Here is a 24,341-nt window from a genome sequence, read left to right on the forward strand (position 1 = left end):
TTTCACCCTGCCAGCACTCCTACGGCACCCGGTACGCAGGTCGCCGTGAGCGGCAGGGCCCCCAGCGGTTCGCCGTCCGCGTACGCCGTGACACCGGCCGCCGCCAGCTCGATCGAGGAGACCCGGTGCACGGTGACGGCGGGGTGGCTGAGATGCGTGCCCCTGTAGACCCTCGGGAACACCTTGAGAAGGGTGGCGCGGGAGCACTCCCCCACCACGGTCACGTCGAGGAGGCCGTCGTCCATCTCGGCCTCGGCGCAGATCCGCATGCCGCCGCCGTACGTGGTGCCGTTGCCCACCGCGATGAGCGTGGCCTCGATCTCGCGGACCTCTCCCCCGTCGAGGCGGATCCGGTACGGGATCGGGGCGAAGGCGGCCAGCTCCGCGAGGATGGCGAGGTCGTACTTGAACCGGCCGCCGACGAAGCGCATCCGGTTGCCCCGGTCGTTGACCCGGGAGTCGAAGCCGGAGGCGAGGACGGAGCCGAACCAGCGCTCCCCCACCCGTCCGAGGTCGATGTCACGGTGGTTCCCCGCCTTGAGCGCCCGCGCGGCCAGCGCTCCGGCGGCGACCGGGTCGCGGATCGGCAGGCCCAGCGCGCGGGCGAAGTCGTTGCCGGTGCCGACGGCGACGACGCCCAGCGGCGTGCCCGTCCCCGCGACGGCCTGGAGGGCGAGTGACATCAGCCCGTCCCCGCCCACGGCTATCAGCGCCCCGGTCCCCGCCGCCACGGCGTCACGGGCCCGGCGCAGAGCGTCGTCGGCGTCCTCGCCGAGGACCGTACGGACGGAGAATCCGGCGTCCCGCAACGCGGAAGCGGCCGGCTGCGCGGCGTGCGCGCCCCGGCCGCGTCCTGCGGTGGGATTGACGAAGAGGGTGATCTCGCTGGTCACCCGCCGGACCCTACAAGGTCAGGTGATGTCGTCGTAACCGTTGAGCCGGTGCGAACGGGAGGCGTCCGCCTCACCGGACGCCTGCTCCGGCAGGGCTGTGCGCGAGGCCGCCACGGGCTCGATCCCTCCGACCGCCTCGGGCGTCAGATCGAGCTCGGACGCCTCGTCGTCGCTGAGCTCGGCGTCGGGGTTCTTGCGCTTGCGCCGCTTGTCGTTCAGCAGGGAGAAGCCGACGGCGATGAAGTAGAGCACCGCGAGCGGACCGGCGAGGAGCAGCATGGAGATGGGCTCGCCGCCGGGAGTCGCGATGGCCGCGAAGGCGGTGAGACCGACGATCATCCCGCGCCACCAGCGCAGCATCCGGACGCCCGTGAGAATCCCGGTCATGTTGAGGGCGATGAGGAGCAGCGGCAGCTCGAAGGCGAGACCGAAGATGATCACCATGCGGGTGATCAGGTCGAGGAAGTCGTCGAGCGGCAGAAGGTTCGTGACGTTGTCCGGCGTGAAGCCGAGCATGATCTCGGCCGTCTGCGGCAGGATCGTGTACGCGAGGTAGGCGCCCGCGGTGAAGAGCGGAACCCCTGCGGCCACAAAACCCAGGGAGTACCGCTTCTCCTTCTGGTGGAGGCCGGGAGCGACGAAGGCCCAGAGCTGGTACAGCCAGACGGGCGTGGCGAGGAGGACGCCCGCCATGAGGGAGACCTTGAGCGCGATGGTGAACGGTGACAGCAGACCGTTGGTGGTCATCTCCGCGCAAGGGCGGCCGTTGACCATCGTCTGTACGCCGTTCCTGCAGCCGACCGAGTCGAGGATCGGCTTCATCAGGAACTCGAAGATCTCCTTGTGGAAGAAGGCGGCCCCGATGACGGCGATCAGGATCGCCAGCACGGCCTTCAGCAGCCGGTTACGCAGCTCACGCAGGTGATCGAGGAGAGGCATTCGCCCCTCTTCGTCCTTCTCCTGCTTGCGGGCAGACTTGAGCAACCCACTTCCCTCGTCTCGTGCGGCGGCTGTCGGCGAAGTGCGTCAGCGCTCAGGCCTGGGTGGTGGGCTTGGGCTCGTTGACCGGGCGGGAGCTGGTGACGTCACCCGGAGCGGCCTGGATGGTGCGCGCGGTGGTGGGCTGCGCAGGAGCCGGGTCCGCGACGGTCTCCGTCGTGGGCGTGGCGGTCGCCGCGTCGTCCTTCTTCATCGCCTTGGCCTCGCTCTTGAGGATGCGGGCCGACTTGCCGAGCGAACGCGCCATGTCGGGAAGCTTCTTGGCACCGAAGAGCAGCAGGATGACGGCGATGATCAGAACGATCTCGAGGGGCTTCAGGTTGCCGATCATGTGCGACTTCCTTCTCACTGAGGCGGCTGGAGGGTGGGCTCGCTACCCGTTCGACCGGGCATACGTCCGATCGTTGCGCTTGGCAGCGATCGTAACCCGCGGGGGTAAACGCGAGACAATGCCCGTGCGTCCTGCGGCTTGCGGCCCGCACCTCCCTGCCTGGGCCGACCTATGCAGCGTACCCCTCGACGCCGTCGGACATCAGGCCGCGGGCCTCCTATCGCAGGCTGTCGCCGGTGGCCGCGAGGCGCGTCGCCGCCCGTTCGAGGTCTTCCGACGCCTGGTTGATCCGCTCGGTGGTGGTGGTCACCTGACGGCCGAGGCGCTGTGCCTCGACGAAGACCTTGATGGCCAGTACGCCGAGGACGGCGACGCCCAGGAATCCCAGGGCGATGGCGAGCATGGGCCAGAACATGCGGCGGTGCCTCTTCCTACAGGTTCCTACAGGGCGCGGGTGTTACGGAGTGGCGTGCAGGCGCAGAGTCCGTACGCCGCCGCCGGTGAGCAGTTCGATGATGCGCTCCCCGGCGGGCTTGCGGACCGGGGCGGCGCACTCCGGGCAGGTGAAGGTGTAGAAGGTGGTGCGGCTGGTGGCACCGATCGCCAGCCGCAGCGCACCCGCCGCGAGCTCGAAGCGCCCTCGGCAGTCGGGGCAGGCCGCCCGGAACCGCACGGCGGCGGGCACGGGAACCGGGGCCGGCCCGGTGCGGACGGCCGTCGCGCCGGTGGCGCTGGGCTGCCCGGTACGGACAGTGGCAGGCCCGGTGCCGAGGGGCTGCCCGGTACGGACGGCCGTCGGCCCGGTCGGGGCGACCGGCAGGAGGTACGTCGGGTTCATCTCGTCTCCGCTCCGGGCCGGCTCAGACCGCGTCGTAGGCGGCGAGCGCCTCGCGGGCCGCCGTCCGGGCGCTGTCGGCGAGCTCCGGCGGGGCGACGATGCGGCCCTCGCCGCCGAGGCGCAGGGCGAGGCGGCGCAGGGAGGCCGGGTCGGGGGTGCGCAGGGTGATCCGCAGTCCGCCGTCGGGCAGCTCCTCGGCGGAGTCGTGCGGATAGTATTCGGCGACCCAGCGGCCACCGGTGCCGACCTCGATGACGACCTCGGGGTCCTCGGCCGCCGGCTGGACCAGCCCTTCGGAGAGGTCCCGCAGCTCCAGCTCCGGCGGGGCGGCGGGGGCGTCGAGGAGGCGGATCTCGGCGACCCGGTCCAGGCGGAAGGTCCGGCGGGCCTCGGAGAGCCGGCACCAGCCCTCCATGTAGGTGTGCCCGACGGCGAAGAGCCGGATCGGGTCGACCTCGCGCTCGGTGAGCTCGTCGCGGGCGGGCGAGTAGTAGCGCAGCCAGAGACGGCGGCGCTCGGAGATGGCCCGGTCGACGTCGGCGAAGACGCCGCCCTCCGCCTCGAAGGTCACCGAGAGCCGGGAGCTCGCCGCCCCGGACTCCCCGGCCGCCGTCTCCAGCTTGGCGGTGGCGCGGACCAGGGCCTGCCGGTCGCTCTCGCGCAGACCGGGCAGTGTCGCGACGGCGCGGGCGGCGACGAGCAGGGCGGTGGCCTCGTCGGCGGCGAGCCGGAGCGGCTCGGCGACGTCGTCCGGGTTGTGCCACCAGATCCGGTCGCCGTCGGTGTCGATGTCGAGGAGGTCGCCGCCGCGGAAGCTGGTCCCGCACATGGGGAGCACGTCGAGGTCCGAGATCAGCTCGTCCTCGGTGATCCCGAAGGCCCGGGCCACGTCCTGGACGTGGGCGCCGGGGCGCTCGCGGAGGTACGTCACCAGGGAGAGCATCCGGCGGGTCTGGTCGATCGCGTTCGTAGCCATCGCTGGATTCCCCTAGTCCTTGGCCACGGCGCGCAGCCGGTCCACCACGTCGGCCCGCAGATCGGCGGGTTCCTCCACGACGACGTCCGGCCCGAACTCGACGAGCCAGGCGTCCAGCCCGTGTCCGTACGGGATCTCCAGCTCGTCCCAGCCGTCGCCGCGCTCATGGACGGATATGGCCCGCGAACGCAGCGGGTAGCCGGATCCGGCGCGGAGCCTGATCCGGGCGGTGCGCGTGGCAGTCTCGCCGGCCCAGCTCTCGACGGTCTCGCGGACCGTGACGACGTCGGGCACCTCGGCGGTGAAGGCCCCCGCGCGGGAGCGGACCTTGCCGGTGATGCGGGAGAGCCGGAAGACACGTTCGGCGCCGCGGCCCCGGTCCCAGCCGGCGAGGTACCAGTGGCCGCGCCAGCACTCCAGGGTCCAGGGTTCGACCTGGCGCTGTACCGGGGCGGCGGAGTTGGCCTTGCGGTAGTCGAAGGTGACCGGGCGGCGGTCGCGGCAGGCGAGCATCAGGGGTTCGAAGGCGGCCTCGTGGACGGGGATGCGGGGTTCGAGGGCGCTGTGCACCTCGTACGCGTCCTCGGCCTCGGGCATGCCGGCCGCGCGCAGCTTCTGCAGGGCGCCGCTGGCGGCACCGGCGAGGCGGGCCTGCTGCCAGACCTTGGCGGCGAGGCCGAGGGCGGCGGCCTCCTCGGCGTCCAGGGTGATGGGGGGCAGTCGGTTGCTGTCGCGGCGGGCCAGGTATCCGGTGTCGCCGTCGAGATTCTCGACGGTCTCGATGACGAGGCCGAGCTCGCGCAGATCGTCCTTGTCGCGCTCGAACATCCGGTTGAAGGAGTCGTCGGATCCCGCTTCGAGGTAGGCCTCGATGGATCCGCGGAGCTCGCGCTTGCTGAGCGGGCGCCGGGTCCCCAGCAGGCACAGCGCGAGGTTCATCAACCGCTCGGCCTTGGCAATCGCCATCGACGCCCTTTCTCTTGTGCTCTACGACCGTCGACCGTACCGCCCCGGGGTGTCGGGGCCAAAGCGGACCCGTGGACCGGACAGCGGTGAGGGCCCCCACCGGGTGGTGGAGGCCCTCACCGACCGGAACGGATCAGACCGAGACCAGGTCGCAGACGAAGATCAGCGTCTCGCCCGGGGCGATCGCGCTGCCCGCGCCGCGGTCGCCGTACGCGAGGTGCGCGGGGATGGTCAGCTGGCGGCGGCCGCCGACCTTCATGCCCTGCACGCCCTGGTCCCAGCCGGCGATGACCTGGCCGGCACCGAGGTTGAAGGCCAGCGGCGTACCGCGGTTCCAGGAGGCGTCGAACTCCTCGCCGGTGGAGAAGGCCACGCCCACGTAGTGGACCTTGACCTGGTCGCCGGCCTTGGCGACGGGGCCGTCGCCCTCCCAGATGTCCTTGATCTCCAGGTCGGTCGGCGGCTCGCCACCCGGGAAGTCGATCTCGGGCTTCTCGATGCTCACTGAACTGCTCCTCCAAATGATGAACTGGGCAACCGGGACAGTCTTACACCTTGGCGAGGATGTCCACCGCGAAGACCAGCGTGGAGTTCTTCGGGATCGCCTGCTGCTGCTGGTCGCCGAAGGCCTGGTCCGGCGGGATGACGAGGAGCACCCGGCTGCCGACCTTCTTGTCGATCAGGCCGGTCTTGAGCCCCTTGAGGGTGACCTGCGACAGCGGGAACGTCTGGGTCTTGCCGGTGGAGTAGGTGTTGTCGAACTCCTTGGCACCCTTCCAGATCATGCCGACGTAGTTCACCACGACGCTGTCGGACTCCTTGACGGCCTCGCCGTCGGACTCCAGGACGTAGTTGGAGACCAGCTTCTTCGGCGGGTCGCCCTTGGGGATGGTGACCGTAGGGGCCTTGCCGTCGGTCTTCACGCCGACCTTGGGCAGGTCGATGTTGTCCTGGGCGACCTCGGTGCCCTTGGCGGTGGCCGGGATCTGGGTGGCCTTCAGGACGTCGACGACGAAGACGAGGGTGGCGTTCGGCTTGATGTCGCCCTGGCCCTGCTCGCCGTAGCCGAGCTCCGGCGGGATCACCAGCTCGACGCGGCTGCCGACCTTCTGGCCGACGAGGCCCTTGTCCCAGCCCTGGATGACCATGCCCGCGCCCAGCGTCAGGTCGAAGGGCTGCTTGCGGTCGAAGCTGTTGTCGAACGGCTTGTCGGAGTCCCAGGACTGACCGAGGTAGTTGACCTGGATCGCGTCGCCGTTCTTGAGCTTCGCACCGTCACCCTCGCTGATGACTTCGGTCTTCAGCTCCTTGGGCGGGTCTCCCTCGCCCTTGGAGAGAGTGGGCTTCTCGCCGACCTTGGCGCCCGCGGTGATCGCGGGCATGCCGTTCTTGGACGAGGCAGAGTCGGAGGCCTTGTCGTCGCTGCCGCAGGCCACTGCCGACAGCAGCAGGAGGGGGGCGACGAGAAGGCCGGCAATTCGGCGCACTGGTTCCTCAGATCTCAGGGGGCACGGTGGTTGAGTCCGACCACTCTAGGCCGTGGGAAGGGCCCCGTACGAGGAACGTACGGGGCCCGGTCACGCCACGGCCGGCCGAGGGGTGCCCCCGGCGCCGCTCACATGCCCGCGATCAGCTTCTCCACGCGCTCGTCCACGGAACGGAACGGATCCTTGCAGAGCACCGTGCGCTGCGCCTGGTCGTTGAGCTTGAGGTGGACCCAGTCGACGGTGAAGTCCCGCCGCTGCTCCTGGGCCCGGCGGATGAAGTCGCCGCGCAGCCTGGCCCGGGTGGTCTGCGGGGGCACCGACTTGCCCTCGAAGATCTTCAGGTCGTTGCAGATGCGGGCGGTCTGGCCCTTCCTCTCCAGGAGGTAGAACAGACCGCGGCGACGGTGGATGTCGTGGTAGGCGAGGTCTATCTGGGCGACCCGCGGGTTCGACATGGTCATGTTGTGCTTGGCCCGGTACCGCTCGATGAGCTTGTACTTCATGACCCAGTCGATCTCGGTGTCGATCCGGTCGAGGTCCTCGGCCTCGACGGCGTCGAGCGTGCGGCCCCACAGCTCCAGGACCTGGTCGACGGTGCCGGTGCGGATGCCCCGGCGCTCGACGAAGTCCACGGCCTTCTCGTAGTACTCCCGCTGGACCTCGATGGCCGAGGCCTCGCGGCCGCTGGCCAGGCGCACCTTGCGCCGGCCGGTGAGGTCGTGGCTGACCTCGCGGATGGCCCTGATCGGGTTCTCCAGGGTCAGGTCGCGCATCACCGTGCCCGCCTCGATCATGCGGAGCACCAGGTCGGTGGCGCCGACCTTGAGCAGCATGGTCGTCTCTGACATGTTCGAGTCACCGACGATGACGTGGAGGCGGCGGTACCGCTCCGCGTCGGCGTGCGGTTCGTCGCGGGTGTTGATGATCGGCCGGGAGCGGGTGGTGGCGGAGCTGACGCCCTCCCAGATGTGCTCGGCACGCTGGCTGACGCAGTAGACGGCTCCGCGCGGCGTCTGGAGCACCTTGCCCGCGCCGCAGATGAGCTGCCGGGTGACGAGGAAGGGGATGAGGATGTCCGCGAGCCGGGAGAATTCTCCGTGCCGGGCGACGAGGTAGTTCTCGTGGCACCCGTAGGAGTTTCCCGCCGAGTCGGTGTTGTTCTTGAAGAGATAGACGTCGCCCGCGATTCCCTCCTCGTGCAGGCGGCGTTCGGCGTCGACGAGCAGGCCTTCGAGAATGCGCTCGCCCGCCTTGTCGTGCGTGACCAGTTCGGTCACGTTGTCGCATTCGGGGGTTGCATATTCCGGATGCGATCCCACGTCGAGGTAGAGGCGGGCGCCGTTCCGCAGAAAGACATTGCTGCTGCGGCCCCATGACACAACACGGCGGAAGAGGTAGCGCGCCACTTCGTCAGGTGACAGTCGGCGCTGTCCCCTGAACGTGCACGTGACGCCGTACTCGTTCTCCAGCCCGAAAATGCGGCGGTCCATGACTGAACATTACGCCCTACGGCCGGTGCTGAAACCGGGTTCGACAGCACCGTTTCGATCATTTTCCGATCCGGTCACGACGGCGGGGTCGCGTACGGGAGTTGCGAGGACCTTCCCCGTGGCCAGCAGGACCACCAGGGCGAGCACTCCGCCGGCCCCCGCCACACCGAAGCTCCAGGCGGTCGAGCCGAGCTCGACGGCCGGTCCGGCGACAGCCGTTCCGGCTGCCGCGCCGACGCCGAAGGTGGTGACGAGCCAGGAGAACGCCTCGGTCACCGTGCCGCGCGGGGCGTGCCGGTCCACCACGATGAACGAGCACGCGATGGCCGGGGCGAGGAAGACTCCGGCCAGGGCGGCGAGGGCGGTCATGACGGGGACCGAGGGGGTGAGCATCAACGGCAGGTAGCCGAGGGCCAGGAGGCCGACGATGACGCGGAGCCGCCGCTCGGGCGCACCGGCCCACTGCCGCGCCCCGTAGCCCAGGCCTCCGATCAGGGCGCCGAGGCCGAGCGCGGCCATCAGCCAGCCGTACACCGACTCGCGGCCGTGGTCGTCCGCGTAGGCCACGCCGGCCACCGTGATGGAGCCGAGCGCGAGCCCGACGAAGAAGAACGCGCCGAGCAGGGCGAGGAGTCCGGGCGAGCGCAGGGCGCCGAGCCAGTGCGCCTCGCGGGGCGCGGAGCGCCAGGCGCGGGAGGGCTCGGAGAGGACGACCGACAGTGCGCCGAGGACGCCGATGGCGTTGATGACGAGCAGGGCCGCGGCCGGGGACCAGAGGGAGACGAGGAGCGTCACCAGGAGCGGTCCGAGGGTGAACATGATCTCCTGCGCCACCGCGTCCAGGGCGTACGCCCGGTGCACCTGGTCCTCTCGCTTCAGCACGTTGGGCCACAGGGCCCGCAGACCGCCCTCCAGGGGCGGCGTGGCGACCCCGGCGACGACGACGGCCGCGTAGGCCAGCGGGAGCGAGCCGAGGCCCGAGACCGCCAGCAGGGCCATGCCGAGCGCCGAGAGCACGGCGGCGGGGAGCTGGACGCGCGGCTGCCCGTACAGGTCGACCGCGCGGCCCAGCAGCGGCTGCCCCACGGCGGTGGCGAGTCCGTACGCGGCGGCCAGGGCGCCGGCCAGCGTGTAGCTGCCGCCCTCGGCCCGGGTGAACAGCACGAGCGCGATGTGCGCGGTGCCGTTGGGCAGCCGTCCTACCAGCGTGCCCGTCAGCAGCCGGGCGGCATGCCGCGCCCGGAGGATGTCCAGATATCCCGCGGCCATTCCCGCCCCTTTCCACCGGACAGCTGCCGCCGCCCGAGGTTTTACGTATAACGTCGAGGTTCATACGTACCATGTCCGCAGTCCGCGGGTCCACCTCGCGGCGCCTACACCCCGCACGGAGGCCCGAGTGACCGACCCCCACCAGCCCGCCCCGGCCCGGCCCACCAGCCGCGACGTGGCCCGTGCGGCGGGCGTCTCGCAGGCGACGGTCTCGCTGGTGCTCGGCGAGAAGTGGCCGGGCCGGGTGTCCGAGGCCACGGCCCAGCGGGTCCGGGACCACGCGGCGGAGCTCGGCTACCGGCCCAATCTGGCCGCCCGTAATCTGCGCCTCGGCCGCACCAGGACCGCGCTGCTGGTGGTTCCGGCGCTCACCAACGAGTTCTTCGCCCGGGTCTACACCGGGGCCGCCGCCGTCGCCGCCGAGCACGACTTCGGCGTGGTGCTCTACCCCTCACCGGACGGCACGGGACCGGCCCGGGCCCCTTTCGCCTCGGCCCGCGCCGCCCTGGACGGGGTGATCGCCTCCTCGATGGCCTCCGAGGCGCTGAGCGCCCTGCACGGGGCCGAGCTGCCGCTGGTGATGCTGGACAGCGACCCGGCCGGCACGGACGCGGCTGCCCACGTGAACCTGGACATCGCCGACGGCATGCACCAGGTGGCGGAGCATCTGCTGAGCCTGGGGCACCGCCGGTTCGTGCATCTGGCGTCCGCCGTGGACACCTGGACGTTCGCGGTCCGGGCGCAGGCGCTGCGGGACACGGTGGGCACGGTGCCGGGCGCCACGGTGCGTACGGTACGGTCCCCGCTCGACGTACGCGCCGGGCGGGAGGCCGCCGAGCAGGCGCTGGCCGTCGCCGGGGAGCGGCCCACCGCGGTCGTCTGCGATGACGACATCCTGGCGGCCGGGGCCTGCAAGGCCGCCCGCCGGCTGGGGCTGCGGGTACCGGACGACCTCTCGATCACCGGCTTCGACGACCTCGCCCTGGCCACCGCCGTGGAACCGGAGCTCACCACCGTAGGGCTGCCGGCCGAGCAGGTCGGCGAGCGGGGCATGGCGGCGCTGCTCGCCGTGCTGGAGGGCCGCACCGCCGAGCCGGGCAGCCTGCCGGTCCAGCTGGTCGTACGGGGCTCCACGGCCCCGCCACCCGCCACCCGGGCATGACAGATGCCCCCGGGCATGGCCTGGGGGCATCTGTGAGGCGCGCTCCGCCTACTCCTCGGAGCCGGACGCGGTGCCGGTGTCCGTACCGGTGCCGGTCCCGGCGTCCGTGGAGTCGGTCTCCTCGGTGTCGGACGGGGCGTCCGTCGGGGTGGCACTCGCCGCTTCCGCGTCGAGGAGCCGGGTCAGCTGGCGGCCGACGATCCGCTTGAACTTGCGCTGCTGGGGCCGCGTACGGTCCAGCACCGCAACCTCGAGGCGCTCGGCGGGAATCTCGCGCTCCCCGCCGCCCGGTTCCCGGGAGAGTGCCTGCACGGCCAGCTTGAGCGCCTCGGCGAGCGTCATGCCGTCGCGGTGGCGCTGGTCCAGGAAGCTGCTGATCTGCTCGGCGTTGCCGCCGACCGCGACCGAGCCGTGCTCGTCCACGATCGAACCGTCGTGCGGCAGCCGGTAGATCTGGTCACCCTCGGGGGCTGCGCCGACCTCGGCGACGACCAGTTCCACCTCGTACGGCTTCTCGGCCGCGCTGGAGAAAATGGTGCCGAGCGTCTGGGCGTAGACGTTGGCCAGCCCACGGGCCGTCACATCGTCGCGGTCGTAGGTGTATCCGCGCAGGTCGGCGTAGCGGACACCGCCGATGCGGAGGTTCTCGTACTCGTTGTACTTGCCGGCGGCCGCGAAGCCGATCCGGTCATAGATCTCGCTGAACTTGTGCAGCGCGCGGGACGGGTTCTCGCCGACGAACACAATGCCGTCGGCATACTGCAGCACAACGAGGCTGCGACCACGGGCGATGCCCTTACGGGCGTATTCCGCCCGGTCGGCCATGGCCTGCTGGGGTGAGACATAGAACGGCGTCGACACCGGCTATCCGTCCCTTTCTGTCAGTGACGAGTGCATCTCGGAGGGCTCGGAGTCCCGGTCAGAGCAGCGCGGCGCGCGGGCCGTCGGGCTGCTCCAGGCGGCGTTCCAGGATGGAGCGCGCGATGTCGGCGGACTCCTGGTCGCCCAGCCTCCGGAAGCCTTCGTCGGTGATGACGGTGACGATCGGGTAGATCCGGCGGGCCACGTCCGGGCCGCCGGTCGCCGAGTCGTCGTCCGCGGCGTCGTACAGCGCCTGCACGACCAGGGTGAGGGCCTGCTCCTCCGTCAGGTCCTCGCGGTAGAGCTTCTTCATCGCGTTGCGGGCGAAGATCGAGCCGGAGCCGGTGGCGGCGTAGCCGGTCTCCTCGGAGCGGCCGCCGGTGACGTCGTAGGAGAAGATGCGGCCCTTCTCGCGGTCGACGTCGTACCCCGCGAAGAGCGGGACCACGGCGAGGCCCTGCATGGCCATGGCCAGGTTGGAGCGGATCATGGTGGAGAGCCGGTTGGCCTTGCCCTCCAGGGAGAGCTGGGCACCCTCGACCTTCTCGAAGTGCTCCAGCTCCAGCTGGAAGAGCTTGACCATCTCCACGGCCAGTCCGGCGGTGCCGGCGATGCCCACGGCCGAGTACTCGTCGGCCGGGAAGACCTTCTCGATGTCGCGCTGCGCGATCATGTTGCCCATGGTGGCGCGCCGGTCACCGGCCAGGACGACGCCACCGGGGAAGGACGCCGCGACGATGGTCGTCCCGTGCGGTGCCTCGATGGCCCCCTGGAGCGGCGGCAGGCTTCGGTTGCCCGGGAGCATCTCGGGCGACTGGTCGGACAGGAAGTCCATGAACGAGGACGAACCCGGCGTCAGGAAGGCAGCTGGTAGACGCCCGGTGCTACGAGTGTTGGCTTCCACGCGTTTCCCTCCAGGTATGCGATGGCCCTGCGCAAGAGAGTCAGGATCATCCCCCAACTTGCCGATGGCCGAATTGCAGTTGAAGCAACGTACGCCACGGACCCTACCCGCCCCGGGGCAGTGATCCACATGTTCGGCGGAGGGATCTGCGAGGATCCCGCGCTCGCGACCGGCGAAGACTCCGCCGGGTGGCGAGCGGGGTGACGGCGCACCGTGGCGGTCGCCGTCACCCCGTCTCCCCCGAGTACCGCGATCGCCCGGAACGCTACCGGACGTTCACACCCGTGAACTACTGTCCACCCTTTTGGACGAAGGAGCGGACGAAGTCCTCGGCGTTCTCTTCTAGGACGTCGTCGATCTCGTCCAGGACCGAGTCGACATCGTCGCTCAGCTTCTCCTGGCGTTCCGCGAGGTCCTCGGATGCCTGCGCGTCCTGCGCCTGCTCCTCGGTCTCCTCGGTGGAACGCGTCGCCTTCTGCTGTCCGCCGCCGGTGTCCTTGGTCGCCATGTAGCTCACCCCGCTCGGTTCGAAGCAATCGCAGCTCTTGATCAGACCCTACCCACGCGGTCCGACATTTGGCCCGGTAGTTGTTCAACGTCCGGGCCTTGGGTGATTGATTCCCAGCCCGGACCCCTTTCAGCCGCCCGACAGCGTGCGGACCAGCTCCTCCGCCGTACGACAGCGGTCGAGCAGGTCCTTGACGTGCTCCTTGGTCCCCCGCAGCGGCTCCAGGGTGGGCACCCGCTGGAGCGAGTCGTGGTCCGGCAGATCGAAGATGACCGAATCCCAGGAGGCCGCCGCCACGTCGTCGGCGTACTGCTCCAGGCAGCGGCCCCGGAAATAGGCCCTGGTGTCCTCCGGAGGCTTGGTACGGGCCCTGGTGACGTCGTCCTCGTCCAGCAGCCGCTTCATCCGCCCACGCGCCGCCAGACGGTTGTAAAGCCCCTTGTCAGGGCGTACGTCCGCGTACTGGAGGTCGACCAGGTGCAGCCGGGGGGCGTCCCAGTCCAGCGAGTCGCGGCGGCGGTAGCCCTCCATGAGCTCCCGCTTGGCGATCCAGTCCAGCTCCCCGGCCAGGCTCATCGGGTCGGTCTCCAGCCGGTTGAGCGTGTCCTCCCAGCGGGTCAGGATGTCCCTGGTCTGGTCGTCGGCGTCGGCGCCGTACCGCTCGTCGACGTACTTGCGGGCCAGCTCGAAATACTCCATCTGGAGCTGGACGGCGGTGAGTGTCCGGCCGCTGCGGAGCGTGATCAGCTGCCGCAGGTCCGGGTCGTGCGAGACCTGGTGCAGCGTGCGGACGGGCTGGTCGACCGCGAGGTCGACGTTGATGAAGGCGTCCTCGATCATGGACAGCACCAGGGACGTGGTGCCGAGCTTGAGATAGGTCGAGATCTCCGAGAGGTTGGCGTCGCCGATGATCACGTGGAGCCGGCGGTACTTCTCCGCGTCGGAGTGGGGCTCGTCCCGGGTGTTGATGATGGGGCGCTTGAGCGTGGTCTCCAGGCCGACCTCGACCTCGAAGTAGTCGGCGCGCTGGCTGATCTGGAAGCCGTGCTCATGGCCGTCCTGGCCGATGCCGACCCGCCCCGCGCCGGTGACGACCTGGCGGGACACGAAGAACGGCGTCAGATGGCGCACGATGTCCGAGAACGGGGTCTCCCGCTGCATCAGATAGTTCTCGTGTGTGCCGTAGGAGGCGCCCTTGTTGTCGGTGTTGTTCTTGTAGAGGTGGATCGGCTGGGCGCCGGGGATGGCGGCCGCCCGCTCGGCGGCCTCGGCCATGATCCGTTCGCCGGCCTTGTCCCAGAGCACCGCGTCGAGCGGGTTGGTGATCTCCGGAGAGCTGTATTCGGGGTGCGCGTGGTCGACGTAGAGCCGGGCACCGTTGGTGAGGATCACATTGGCCAGGCCGATGTCCTCGTCGGTGAGCTGGCTGGAGTCGGCGGTCTCACGGGCGAGGTCGAAGCCTCGCGCGTCGCGCAGCGGATTCTCCTCCTCGAAGTCCCAGCGGGCGCGTCGCGCCCGGTGCATCGCCGCCGCGTAGGCGTTGACGATCTGGGATGAGGTGAGCATGGCATTGGCGTTGGGGTGGCCGGGGACGGAGATCCCGTACTCCGTCTCGATGCCCATTACTCGCCGTACGGTCATGCGGCCCTCCTTGCCCGGCGTCGCTCCCGTCCGGGAGCGACGCTCAAGTACCGCGGTTTGTCCGGTGCGTATGCGGTGCCCGTCACCGCACTGCGCGACTCGGCGGTACCGCAGAGCCTAGAGCGCCTCTGCGCCGGTGGGGAGATCAATTACGACATTGTTCCGACGTGGCCGGAACGGGGGAAAACGACCGGCTGCGGATGCCCCTCCGGGCATCCGCAGCCGGTCGGCGTATTACAGGTACTGGCCGGTATTGGCCACGGTGTCGATGGAGCGCCCGGTGTCCGCACCCTGCTTTCCGGTGACGAGTGTGCGGATGAAGACGATCCGCTCACCCTTCTTACCGGAAATCCTGGCCCAGTCGTCCGGGTTGGTGGTGTTGGGCAGGTCCTCGTTCTCCTTGAACTCATCCACGCACGCCTGGAGGAGGTGGGAGACGCGCAGACCCTTCTGCTGGTGTTCGAGGAATGCCTTGATGGCCATCTTCTTTGCCCGGTCGACGATGTTCTGAATCATCGCGCCGGAGTTGAAGTCCTTGAAGTACAGGACTTCCTTATCGCCGTTGGCGTACGTGACCTCGAGGAAGCGGTTCTCCTCGGACTCCGTGTACATCCGCTCCACGACGGACTGGATCATGGCGTGGGCGGCGGCCGGCCGGGAGCCGGTGTGCTCGGCCAGATCGTCCGCGTGCAGCGGGAGCGACGGGGTCAGGTACTTCGCGAAGATGTCCTTCGCGGCCTCGGCGTCCGGACGCTCGATCTTGATCTTCACATCGAGTCGGCCGGGTCGCAGGATGGCGGGGTCGATCATGTCCTCGCGGTTGGAGGCGCCGATGACGATGACGTTCTCCAGGCCCTCCACACCGTCGATCTCGGCGAGCAGCTGCGGGACGATGGTGTTCTCCACGTCCGAGCTGACGCCGCTGCCGCGGGTGCGGAAGAGGGATTCCATCTCGTCGAAGAAGACGATGACGGGGGTGCCCTCGCTCGCCTTCTCCCTCGCACGCTGGAAGACCAGGCGGATGTGCCGCTCGGTCTCGCCGACGTACTTGTTGAGGAGCTCGGGTCCCTTGATATTGAGGAAGTAGCTCTTCCCCGCGGGCTGACCGGTCACCTCGGCGACCTTCTTGGCGAGCGAATTGGCGACGGCCTTGGCGATGAGCGTCTTGCCGCAGCCGGGCGGACCGTAGAGCAGGATGCCCTTCGGCGGTCGCAGTTCGTGCTCCTTGAAGAGGTCGGGGTGGAGATAGGGGAGCTCGACCGCGTCGCGGATCAGCTCGATCTGGTCGCCCAGACCGCCGATCTTGTCGTAGTCGATGTCCGGAACCTCTTCGAGGACGAGCTCCTCGACCTCGCTCTTGGGGACCACCTCGTAGACGTAACCGGACCTGGAGTCCAGCAGCAGGGCGTCACCGGAGCGGATGGTGATGTCCAGCAGCGGTTCGGCGAGCCGTACCACCCGCTCCTCGTCGGTGTGCCCGACCACCAGGGCGCGCTCGCCGTCCTCAAGGATCTCCTTGAGGGTGACGATGTCCCCGGCCCGTTCGAACTCCATGGCCTCGACCACGTTGAGCGCTTCGTTGAGCATGACCTCCTGGCCGCGCCGGAGGTCCTCGAGCTCGACGCTGGGACTGACGTTCACCCGGAGCTTGCGGCCCCCGGTGAAGATGTCGCAGGTGCCGTCCTCGTTGGCCTGCAGGAACACTCCGAAGCCGGCCGGCGGCTGTGCGAGCCGGTCGACCTCCTCCTTGAGGGCCACGATCTGGTCACGCGCCTCACGGAGCGTGTTGGCGAGCCGCTCGTTCTGTGCGGACACGCCTGCCAGATTCGTCTGCAACTCGACGATCCGCTCTTCGAGAATCCTCGTATGACGCGGAGAGTCGGCGAGCTTACGTCGCAGGACGGCGATTTCCTGCTCGAGATAGGCAACCTGGCCGGCCGGGTCTTCTGACCCTCGCGCGGGCCGGATGCCGCGGTTGATGTCGTCGTCGTGGGCTGCCACGGTCCTCACCTCCTCCATGGGGAGCTGGACGCTTCCTGACCCTACCTGGGTGGGTGATGATTGAAACCCCTAGATCACAAAGACTGCGGGGTGTGTCCGATCTTCACCCTTGCGCTCTCCCTCACGTCAAGGGAATACCCACCCTTCGGCATCGGAAAGCCGCCGGTTGTATCGTCGAAGCGTTCAACACCCGTCAGGGCTGGCTCCAATTGGTTCGGATACGCAGGAACGGCAGGACACATGACCGTGCAGCAGGACTCGCCGGGCGACAGTGACACGCAGGACCTGGAGGTCTGGATCGACCAGGACCTCTGTACGGGCGACGGCATCTGCGTGCAGTACGCGCCGGAGGTCTTCGAGCTCGACATCGACGGCCTGGCGTACGTGAAGAGCGGCGACGACGAGCTCCTCCAGGCTCCGGGGGCCACCACGCCGGTGCCGTTGCCACTCCTCCAGGACGTGGTGGATTCGGCCAAGGAGTGCCCCGGAGACTGCATCCACGTGCGGCGTGTGAAGGACAACGTCGAGGTGTACGGGCCGGACGCGGCCTGACCCGTACGGTCAGACAGCCCGGGCGAGGTCTCCCGAGGTGCGGACGAAGGCGTTGCCCTTCCACCGCCAGGAGGCCTGTTCCTCCTGGTCGGGGCAGCAGCGGGGCACCTCCAGTGAGGAGTAGCCGAGCAGGGTCGCCGAGACGCGCCCCTCGCGTACGGCGAAGTCACCGACCGTCTTACGGTCGGCGGGGTCCACCAGGGTCGCCACGACCCGTGGTGCGGCCCCGCTTCCCTGTGTCAGGACGTAGATGCCGCTCGGCGGGGTCCCCGAGCCGGCGTCGCAGTGGACCACGGCGACGGTTTCCAGCCGCCCGTCGCCGTCGAGGTCCCCGGGCGCCTGCTTCGCCACGGTGGTCCCGGCCCCGCCGCACTCCAGGGGGAACTCCGCCTTAGCCGGGTCCGGAGCGGCCGCGGGCGGGCCCTGCCGGGTCTCGGTCCGCTGCTCGGGGGCGGTGGCGGTGGCCGTACGGGGCTGGAGCAGCCCGGCGAGGGCGACGACGCCGGCCATGGCCGCGGCCGTGGCGAGCCAGTGCACCGGCTTCGTGGCGGTGTGCGCGAGGTCCGGGAGCGCGGAGGTCTGCACGCGGTGTGTCTCCATGTGGTTCCTGGGAGCCCGGGGAAAAGGGGTGGGTCCGCCCCCGAGGGGTGGCCAGCATCGTGCCACACCTCACACGCCGGGGGAACGGCGGGGTGGGCGCCGGTTTCACGCCTGGGCGCGCGCCCAGGGGCAACGCGAAGGCGCCGCCGCGCAGTTCCCCGGTCGGTCGGGGAACTGCGCGGCGGCGCCGGTTCGTTGGGCGGGTCAGCCGCGGTCGGCGGCGGAGCCTCCGCGGCTCTGACTGCCCGGTCCGTCGTAGTCCTCGCCGTAGGCGCCCTTGGAGGGGCGGCGGCGGCGCAGCGGCGGCTCGACGCCGTCCGCGAGCCGGCGCGCGGTGACCAGGAAGCCGGTGTGGCCGATCATCCGGTGGTCGGGGCGGACGGCCAGGCCCTCGACGTGCCAGTTGCGGATCATCGACTCCCAGGGCTGCGGTTCGGCGAAGCAGCCGATCTCGCGGATGGACTCGACGGTGCGCGAGAGCTGGGTGGTGGTGGCGACGTAGGCGCAGAGGATGCCTCCGGGCACCAGGGCCTTGGAGACGGCCTCCAGGCACTCCCAGGGGGCGAGCATGTCCAGCACGACACGGTCGACGTCGGTGTCGGAGAGGTTGTCCTGGAGGTCCCCGACGGTCAGCTGCCAGGCGGGGTGCGGCGAGCCGAAGTAGCGCTCGACGTTCTGCTGGGCGATCTCGGCGAAGTCCTCGCGACGCTCGTAGGAGTGCAGCATGCCCTGCTCACCGATGGCGCGCAGCAGGAAGGTGGAGAGTGAGCCGGATCCGACCCCGGCCTCCACGACGCGGGCGCCGGGGAAGATGTCGGCGAAGGCCAGGATCTGGCCCGCGTCCTTGGGGTAGACCACGGCGGCGCCGCGGGGCATGGAGAGGACGTAGTCGGGGAGCAGGGGGCGCAGCGCGAGATAGGCGACGTTTCCCGTGGTTCGGACAACACTGCCCTCGGGAGCACCGATCAGCTCGTCGTGCGGGAAAGAACCCTTGTGGGTGTGGAAGTTCTTTCCGGCTTCGAGCGTGAAGGTGTAGTGGCGTCCCTTGGGGTCGGTGAGCTGGACCTGGTCCCCGACCTTGAAGGGCCCACGTCGGCGGGCGGCACCGGTCGGTTCAGACATGTGACCAGCGTACCGGTGTTTCCCCGGCCGCCGACCGCCCGGCCTGCGCTGTCGACCGGGCCGGGAAGGCCCTCAGGCCTCGGGGCGGGCCATGGCCTTGACGAAGGCGCGCTCCACGTCGGCGGTGGAGAGGACTCCGTAGATCTCGCCGGTCTCCTCCATCACCAGGTACTCGGTGGCCGGGGTGGCCTTGAGCCGGTCCAGGAGGGCTTCGCCGGCGAGTTCGGCGGGGACCTTCATGCCGTCGGTGAGGTCCTGGGCGAGGCCGCTGACGGCGACCCAGGGGCGGCGGTGTTCGGGGACGCCGACGATGGCGGCCTCGCGGACGACGCCCTTCGGGTTGCCCTGTCCGTCGACGACGACCAGCGCGCGGGCGCCCGCCTCGTTGGCCCGGCGCAGGGCCTCGGAGAGGGGCGTGGCGGACTCGACGGGGACGGCGCGCCGGGTGAGGGTGCGGGCCCGCAGGTCGGGCAGGTGCTCGCGGAGGCGGGCCATCCGCAGACTGTTCCCGGCGCCGGTCCAGATGATGCCGGCGAGGATCGCGGCGAGCAGGGCGTCCATGACGGTCTCCACCCCGCCGATCTTCTCGTTGGCGCGACCGAGCACACCGGTGTGGGTGAGCAGCGGCAGTCCGACGAGGACCGTGACGGCCAGGCCCCGGCCGACCCAGGCGGCGGCGATCGTGCCGCTCATGGGCTTGCCGGTGATCTTCCAGACGATGGCGCGGAGCATCCGGCCGCCGTCGAGTGGCAGGCCGGGCAGCAGGTTGAAGGCGGCCACGATGAGGTTGGAGATCATCAGGCCCGCGATCAGGACGCCGGGCACCGTCGCGGGCTCGACGAACTGCATCGCGCCGTAGAAGACGCCTCCGAGGACGAGGGAGAGGAGGGGGCCGACGAAGGCGAGGACGAATTCACGGCCCGGGGTCTCGGTCTCCTTCTCGATCTCGGACACGCCGCCGAAGAACTGGAGCTGGATGCGGCGGACCGGGAGCTTGTAGCGCAGGGCGACAAGCGTGTGGGCCAGTTCGTGGACGAGGACAGAGGCGTAGAAGGCGATGGCGAAGAAGAGGGCGACGAGGTACCGGGCGCCGCCGAGCTCGGGCAGCAGGCGGTCGAGCTGGCCGCCGAAGACCCAGGTGATCAGCGCGGCGACGACGAACCAGCTGGGGGCGACGTAGACGGGCACTCCGAAGGGGCGGCCCATGAGCAGGCCACCGCCCGGGTCAGCGGGGCGTTTCGGCTTGCCGCTGGCGGGAGCGGCGGAGGGGTCCGTTCCCCCTGCGCCGGGCTGCGGCCGCCCGCTGTCGCCGCTCTCGTCCACGGGGTCCCTTCGGTTCGGTACGTGGGCTGCGCCACGATGATGCTGTCTGTGAGGGTCTGCCGTCGATGGTATGCCGCCGACTGTCAGTGGCGGGCCGTAGGGTCTTGAGACATGACCTCCGTGCCCCGGCCACCGCAGCCGCCCACTTCTCTGTCGCCGTCGCGGGCGAGCGATTTCATGCAGTGTCCTCTGCTCTACCGCTTCCGGGTCATCGACAAACTGCCGGAGAAGCCCAGCGAGGCGGCTACCCGCGGCACGCTGGTCCATGCGGTGCTGGAGCGGCTCTTCGACGCCCCGGCGGCGGACCGTACGGCGCCGCGGGCGCGGGCTCTGATCCCCGGCCAGTGGGACCGGCTGCTGGAGTCGAAGCCGGAGCTGGGCGAGCTGTTCGCCGGGGACGCCGAGGGCGAACGGCTGTCGCGCTGGCTGGGTGAGGCGGAGCGGCTGGTGGAGCGGTGGTTCTCGCTGGAGGACCCGACGCGTCTGGAGCCGGCCGAGCGTGAGCTCTTCGTCGAGACGGAGCTGGAGTCGGGGCTGCGGCTGCGCGGAGTGATCGACCGGATCGATGTGGCGCCGACCGGGGACGTGCGGATCGTCGACTACAAGACGGGGAAGGCGCCGAGGCCGGAGTATGCCGAGGGCCCGCTGTTCCAGATGAAGTTCTACGCCCTGGTGATCTGGCGGCTGAAGGGGATCGTGCCGCGCCGGCTCCAGCTGGTCTATCTGGGCAGCGGCGATGTGCTGACGTACGACCCGGTGGTGGCGGACCTGGAGCGGGTGGAGCGCAAGCTCCTCGCGCTGTGGGAGGCGATCGCGCTGGCGACGGAGACCGGTGACTGGCGGCCGCGCCCGACGAAGCTGTGCGGCTGGTGCGATCACCAGGCGGTGTGTCCGGAGTTCGGCGGGACTCCCCCGGTGTACCCGCTGTCGCTACGCCCGGCGGAGCCGGGCGAGGATGACCAGGGCAGAATGGGCCCCGACCGGGCCGAGGCCGGCCGACCCGTGGCTCTTGAGGGCCTGTAAGGAGTTCCCGTGGCGATCCGCGTCCTACTGGTCGATGACCAACCCCTGCTGCGCACCGGTTTCCGGATGATTCTGGAGGCCGAGGGCGATCTGGCGGTGGTCGGTGAGGCCGGTGACGGTCTGCAGGCCATCGACCAGGTGCGGGCGCTCCAGCCCGATGTGGTGCTGATGGACATCCGCATGCCGCGGATGGACGGGGTGGAGGCGACCCGCCAGATCACCGGCCCCGGCAAGGACGGCCCGGCGAAGGTGCTGGTGCTGACCACGTTCGACCTCGACGAGTACGTGGTGGAGGCGCTGCGGGCGGGGGCGAGCGGCTTCCTGCTGAAGGACGCTCCGGCCAATGAGCTGGTCCAGGCGATCCGGGTGGTGGCGGCGGGCGAGGCGATGCTCGCCCCGAGCATCACGCGCCGGCTCCTCGACAAGTACGCGGACCATCTGCCCTCGGGCGAGGACCCGGTCCCGGACGCCCTGCACACGCTGACGGACCGTGAGGTGGAGGTCCTGAAGCTGGTGGCGCGCGGCCTGTCCAACGCGGAGATCGCGGCGGACCTGTTCGTCAGCGAGACGACGGTCAAGACGCATGTGGGCCATGTGCTCACGAAGCTCGGCCTGCGCGACCGGGTACAGGCCGCGGTGTACGCGTACGAGAGCGGCCTGGTGCGTCCGGGGGCGCAGTAGGAACCACCGGTAATACGAAGCCGTCCGGCCCGCCTCTCCTGCGAACGCGAACAGGATCGGGGCGGGCCGGACGGCTTTCGCGGTTCCGGGTGGTCAGGCGCCGGTCTTGTTGAGCTCCCAGAGCTGGAGCTCGGAGGTGGCGCTGACGGACCGCTCGACTCCGGCGACCCCGCTGCGGGAGGCCACGTACTGCTTGCCCTGCCAGATCGGCAGGACGGGGACGTCGGTGGCGACGATGTCCTGGAGCTTCTCGTAGGTCGTGGCGGCGGCGCTGCGGTCGGCCACGCGGCGCGACTTGGGGATGAGGACGTTCTGCGCTTCCTGCGACCGGTAGGGGGAGTTGAGGAAGTTGTTCTTGTCCAGGAACGGGGCGGTGTAGTTGTCCGGGTCCGGGAAGTCGGGGAACCAGCCCATGCCGTAGGCCGCGTAGTCGCCGCGCTTCTGCTCCGGCCGGTACTTCGACCACTCCTTGCCCTGGACGTCGACGTCGAAGAGGCCCGAGCCGTTCAGCTGCGCCTGGAGCGCCTTGAACTCCTTGGCGGTGGCGGAGCCGTAGTGGTCGTTGGTGTAGTGCAGGGTGAACTTCACCGGCGTCTTGACCCCGGCGTTCTGGAGGGTCTGAGCGGCCTTGGCGGTGCTGGGCTCGCCGTACTTGTTGAAGAAGGCGTTGGTGTGGCCGGTGATGCTGGTGGGGATCAGCGAGTAGAGCGGCTCGGCGGTGGTGCCGTACACCTTGCCCGCGATCTCGCCCCGGTCGATGATCTGCGCCATGGCCTGCCGTACGGACTTGTTGACCACGGGGTCCTTGGTGTTGAACCCGAGGTAGCTGATGGCGAGGCCGGGCATCTCGGTGAGCTCGATGCCTTCCTTCGGCTTCACCAGCATGTCGCGGGCCTGCTCGGGCGACATGGCCCGGGTCATCATGTGGATCTTCTTCTCCTCCAGCGCCTTGCCCATGGCCTCGGCGTCGGGGAAGAGGTCCATGTCGACCCTGTCGTTGAGGACCTTCAGCTCACCCTTGTAGGAGGGGTTCTTGGTGAAGGTGATCCGGGTGACCCGGCCGTCCTCGGTCTGCGGCTTCATGGTGTACGGTCCCGAGCCGTCGACCTGGAAGCCGTCGCGCGCCTCCTTCGCCGGGTACTTCCCCTTGGGGACGATGCCGGCGGCGGGGGTCGCGAGCTTGTACGGGAAGGTCGCGTCGGGCGTGTGCAGGTGGAAGATCACCTGGTCGTCGCCCTTGGTCTCGATCGCGTCGATGTTGGCGAGGAGCCCGACCGGTCCGCTGTCGGAGTTGATGTCGATGACCCGCTGGATGGAGAACTTCACATCCTCGGCGGTGACGGGTGTGCCGTCGGCGAAGGTCAGGCCGGCGCGCAGGGTGCAGCGATAGCTCTCGTTTGCGTTGTCCGTGAAGGTGCAGCTCTGGGCGGCCTCGGGCACCGGTTCGCCGCCGCCCGGCACAGTGGTCAGGGTCTGCACGGTCTGCCGCAGGACGTTCCAGACGCCTGCCTCGTACCCGATGGCCGGGTCGAGAGGAGCGGGGTTCTCCTCGGAGGCCACGAGCTGGTCCGTGGTGCCGACGACGATGGCGTTGCCGCCACCGGCGCCGCTGTCCGTGCTGCCGCAGGCGGCGAGCACGGGGGCGAGCAGGCCGACGACGGCCGGCAGCACCAGGGTCTTGCGGTTCATACGGGCGTTCTCCCTCATCACGGTGGGTGAGGAATCAAAGTTAGTAGCCGCCGGTGACCGCCCCGACCGCGCTCGGAGCGGGCTGTCCTCGCCCGTCGTCCGAGGTGGGCGATATTTGATCACCATTCCGGACAGATCAACCGATCACGGCAGGCCAGGGAGGGCTTCCGGGTGAGGAACCTCACCCGTTCCGCCTCTTCACACAGGTGGCCTGTGGCTGATTCACGTCCACGGAAAATTGCCGGAACGCACACGGATCCTTCAGCCCGTGGCGGTGATGAGCTTCCGCAGGAAGGCGAGGTCGACCTCTTCGAGTGAGCCGACGACGACCCGGCCGGAGGCGGGTGCGATGGGTGCCACGGACGGCACGGCGACCACCCGGCATCCAGCCGCCTCGGCCGCGGCCACCCCGGTCGCGGTGTCCTCGATGACCGCGCAGCGCCACGGGTCGGCGCCGAAACCCGCGGCGGCGGTGAGGTAGGGCTCGGGGTGCGGCTTGGTCCGGGTGACCTCGTCACCGGCGACCGTGAGCGCGAAGTGGTGGTGGCCGACCGAGTCCAGCACGCGGTCGATGATCCGGCGGTGCGAGGCCGAGACGAGCGCGGTGGGGATCTTCGACGCGGCCAGCTCGGCGAGCAGTCTGCCCGCGCCGGGCATCAGCGGCACGCCGTTCCGGATGCGCTTCTCGAAGCGGTCGTTGAGGAGCACGGTCAGCTCGTCCAGAGCGATGTCGGCGCCGGTGACGTCGATCAGGTAGCCGGCGCTGCGGGTCATCGGTCCGCCGACGACGACGTCCCGCCATGGCTCCTCCAGCCGGTGTCCGAGGTCGGCGAAGACCTCCTTCTCGACGTCCCACCAGAAGCCCTCGGTATCGACCAGGGTTCCGTCCATGTCGAGAAGGACCGCCTGCAGGGCGGCGCCTTCGGCCGTGCGGGTCAGGGACGCGGGGACCGTACTCGTCATCCGGCACACCTTCCGTAAGGGACGAGAAGGCCGGCCGCCGCTCCGGATGGGGAGGGCGACCG

At 69.9% G+C, this 24,341-nt stretch carries 25 protein-coding genes and 1 pseudogene; 4 read left to right on the plus strand and 22 right to left on the minus strand.

The features are described from left to right. Positions 1-2: 2 nt before the first annotated feature. From ABZ154_RS02600 to ABZ154_RS02650, 11 genes are all read right to left on the minus strand, one after another. Positions 3-893 (minus strand): diacylglycerol kinase, encoded by an 891-nt coding sequence (locus ABZ154_RS02600; RefSeq protein WP_356828337.1) that lies wholly within the window; start codon positions 891-893, stop codon positions 3-5. An 18-nt stretch (positions 894-911) separates the two neighbouring features. After that, on the minus strand, positions 912-1,877 hold the full coding sequence (gene tatC, locus ABZ154_RS02605; protein WP_356828339.1) for a twin-arginine translocase subunit TatC: 966 nt from the start codon (positions 1,875-1,877) through the stop codon (positions 912-914). Between the two features lie 49 nt (positions 1,878-1,926). Next, a complete protein-coding gene (tatA, locus tag ABZ154_RS02610) occupies positions 1,927-2,223 on the minus strand; it encodes a Sec-independent protein translocase subunit TatA (protein ID WP_356828341.1) in 297 nt (98 codons plus the stop codon). Positions 2,224-2,440: 217 nt separating this feature from the next. After that, on the minus strand, positions 2,441-2,638 hold the full coding sequence (locus ABZ154_RS02615; RefSeq protein ID WP_030570241.1) for a hypothetical protein: 198 nt from the start codon (positions 2,636-2,638) through the stop codon (positions 2,441-2,443). Between the two features lie 42 nt (positions 2,639-2,680). Beyond that, positions 2,681-2,908, minus strand: a complete 228-nt coding sequence (locus ABZ154_RS02620) for a hypothetical protein (protein WP_078616028.1) — start codon at positions 2,906-2,908, stop codon at positions 2,681-2,683. Between the two features lie 175 nt (positions 2,909-3,083). After that, positions 3,084-4,037, minus strand: a complete 954-nt coding sequence (locus ABZ154_RS02625) for a WYL domain-containing protein (RefSeq protein ID WP_356828343.1) — start codon at positions 4,035-4,037, stop codon at positions 3,084-3,086. Between the two features lie 12 nt (positions 4,038-4,049). Beyond that, a complete protein-coding gene (locus ABZ154_RS02630; RefSeq protein WP_015607505.1) occupies positions 4,050-5,003 on the minus strand; it encodes a WYL domain-containing protein in 954 nt (317 codons plus the stop codon). A 133-nt stretch (positions 5,004-5,136) separates the two neighbouring features. Beyond that, the gene (locus ABZ154_RS02635; protein WP_356828345.1) at positions 5,137-5,508 is read right to left on the minus strand and encodes an FKBP-type peptidyl-prolyl cis-trans isomerase; all 372 of its coding nucleotides are present in this window, start codon (positions 5,506-5,508) and stop codon (positions 5,137-5,139) included. 43 nt (positions 5,509-5,551) lie between these two features. Next, complete coding sequence (locus ABZ154_RS02640; RefSeq protein ID WP_356828347.1) at positions 5,552-6,490, minus strand: FKBP-type peptidyl-prolyl cis-trans isomerase; 939 nt, start codon at positions 6,488-6,490, stop codon at positions 5,552-5,554. 128 nt (positions 6,491-6,618) lie between these two features. Then, entirely contained in the window at positions 6,619-7,980 is a 1,362-nt protein-coding gene (pafA, locus tag ABZ154_RS02645) for a Pup--protein ligase (protein WP_084745042.1), read from the minus strand. 9 nt (positions 7,981-7,989) lie between these two features. Further along, entirely contained in the window at positions 7,990-9,249 is a 1,260-nt protein-coding gene (locus ABZ154_RS02650) for an MFS transporter (RefSeq protein ID WP_356828349.1), read from the minus strand. Positions 9,250-9,376: 127 nt separating this feature from the next. On the opposite strand from ABZ154_RS02650, the gene ABZ154_RS02655 reads away from it, so the two are divergent. Beyond that, positions 9,377-10,411, plus strand: a complete 1,035-nt coding sequence (locus ABZ154_RS02655) for a LacI family DNA-binding transcriptional regulator (RefSeq protein ID WP_356828351.1) — start codon at positions 9,377-9,379, stop codon at positions 10,409-10,411. A gap of 48 nt (positions 10,412-10,459) precedes the next feature. Here the strand turns inward: ABZ154_RS02655 and prcA are convergent, their stop codons facing one another. From prcA to arc, 6 genes and pseudogenes are all read right to left on the minus strand, one after another. Further along, positions 10,460-11,272, minus strand: a complete 813-nt coding sequence (gene prcA, locus ABZ154_RS02660) for a proteasome subunit alpha (protein WP_356828353.1) — start codon at positions 11,270-11,272, stop codon at positions 10,460-10,462. 58 nt (positions 11,273-11,330) lie between these two features. Next, positions 11,331-12,176 (minus strand): proteasome subunit beta, encoded by an 846-nt coding sequence (prcB, locus tag ABZ154_RS02665; protein ID WP_073881917.1) that lies wholly within the window; start codon positions 12,174-12,176, stop codon positions 11,331-11,333. Further along, positions 12,128-12,314 (minus strand): annotated as a pseudogene (locus tag ABZ154_RS02670) (endonuclease domain-containing protein); the annotation flags it as partial. The pseudogene ABZ154_RS02670 and the gene prcB, both read right to left, overlap by 49 nt. Before the next feature lie 151 nt (positions 12,315-12,465). Next, entirely contained in the window at positions 12,466-12,684 is a 219-nt protein-coding gene (locus ABZ154_RS02675) for a ubiquitin-like protein Pup (RefSeq protein ID WP_018515354.1), read from the minus strand. Between the two features lie 129 nt (positions 12,685-12,813). Beyond that, positions 12,814-14,325, minus strand: coding sequence for a depupylase/deamidase Dop (gene dop / locus ABZ154_RS02680; protein WP_356828356.1), 1,512 nt, complete (start codon positions 14,323-14,325; stop codon positions 12,814-12,816). A gap of 234 nt (positions 14,326-14,559) precedes the next feature. Further along, positions 14,560-16,326 (minus strand): proteasome ATPase, encoded by a 1,767-nt coding sequence (gene arc / locus ABZ154_RS02685; RefSeq protein WP_356828357.1) that lies wholly within the window; start codon positions 16,324-16,326, stop codon positions 14,560-14,562. Between the two features lie 240 nt (positions 16,327-16,566). Here arc and ABZ154_RS02690 point away from each other — a divergent pair, with 240 nt between their 5' ends. Further along, complete coding sequence (locus tag ABZ154_RS02690; protein WP_018515357.1) at positions 16,567-16,878, plus strand: ferredoxin; 312 nt, start codon at positions 16,567-16,569, stop codon at positions 16,876-16,878. A 9-nt stretch (positions 16,879-16,887) separates the two neighbouring features. On the opposite strand, the gene ABZ154_RS02695 is transcribed toward ABZ154_RS02690, so the two are convergent. From ABZ154_RS02695 to ABZ154_RS02705, 3 genes are all read right to left on the minus strand, one after another. Further along, positions 16,888-17,463 (minus strand): hypothetical protein, encoded by a 576-nt coding sequence (locus ABZ154_RS02695; RefSeq protein ID WP_356828506.1) that lies wholly within the window; start codon positions 17,461-17,463, stop codon positions 16,888-16,890. 219 nt (positions 17,464-17,682) lie between these two features. Continuing rightward, positions 17,683-18,600, minus strand: a complete 918-nt coding sequence (locus ABZ154_RS02700) for a tRNA (adenine-N1)-methyltransferase (protein ID WP_015607518.1) — start codon at positions 18,598-18,600, stop codon at positions 17,683-17,685. Between the two features lie 72 nt (positions 18,601-18,672). Beyond that, entirely contained in the window at positions 18,673-19,923 is a 1,251-nt protein-coding gene (locus tag ABZ154_RS02705; RefSeq protein ID WP_356828358.1) for a site-2 protease family protein, read from the minus strand. Positions 19,924-20,100: 177 nt separating this feature from the next. On the opposite strand from ABZ154_RS02705, the gene ABZ154_RS02710 reads away from it, so the two are divergent. Next, positions 20,101-20,946 carry a PD-(D/E)XK nuclease family protein gene (locus tag ABZ154_RS02710; RefSeq protein WP_356828359.1) on the plus strand — a complete coding sequence of 282 codons (846 nt, stop codon included), beginning with the start codon at positions 20,101-20,103 and terminating at the stop codon, positions 20,944-20,946. A 9-nt stretch (positions 20,947-20,955) separates the two neighbouring features. After that, positions 20,956-21,627, plus strand: coding sequence for a response regulator transcription factor (locus tag ABZ154_RS02715; protein ID WP_030570198.1), 672 nt, complete (start codon positions 20,956-20,958; stop codon positions 21,625-21,627). Between the two features lie 93 nt (positions 21,628-21,720). Here the strand turns inward: ABZ154_RS02715 and ABZ154_RS02720 are convergent, their stop codons facing one another. Both ABZ154_RS02720 and ABZ154_RS02725 read right to left on the minus strand, forming a co-directional pair. Continuing rightward, entirely contained in the window at positions 21,721-23,316 is a 1,596-nt protein-coding gene (locus ABZ154_RS02720) for an ABC transporter substrate-binding protein (RefSeq protein WP_356828361.1), read from the minus strand. A gap of 261 nt (positions 23,317-23,577) precedes the next feature. After that, complete coding sequence (locus ABZ154_RS02725) at positions 23,578-24,279, minus strand: HAD family phosphatase (RefSeq protein WP_356828363.1); 702 nt, start codon at positions 24,277-24,279, stop codon at positions 23,578-23,580. Positions 24,280-24,341: the final 62 nt, after the last annotated feature.

The sequence above is a fragment of the Streptomyces sp. NPDC006261 genome (assembly GCF_040613515.1).
In the GTDB taxonomy this organism is placed as follows: Bacteria; Actinomycetota; Actinomycetes; order Streptomycetales; family Streptomycetaceae; genus Streptomyces.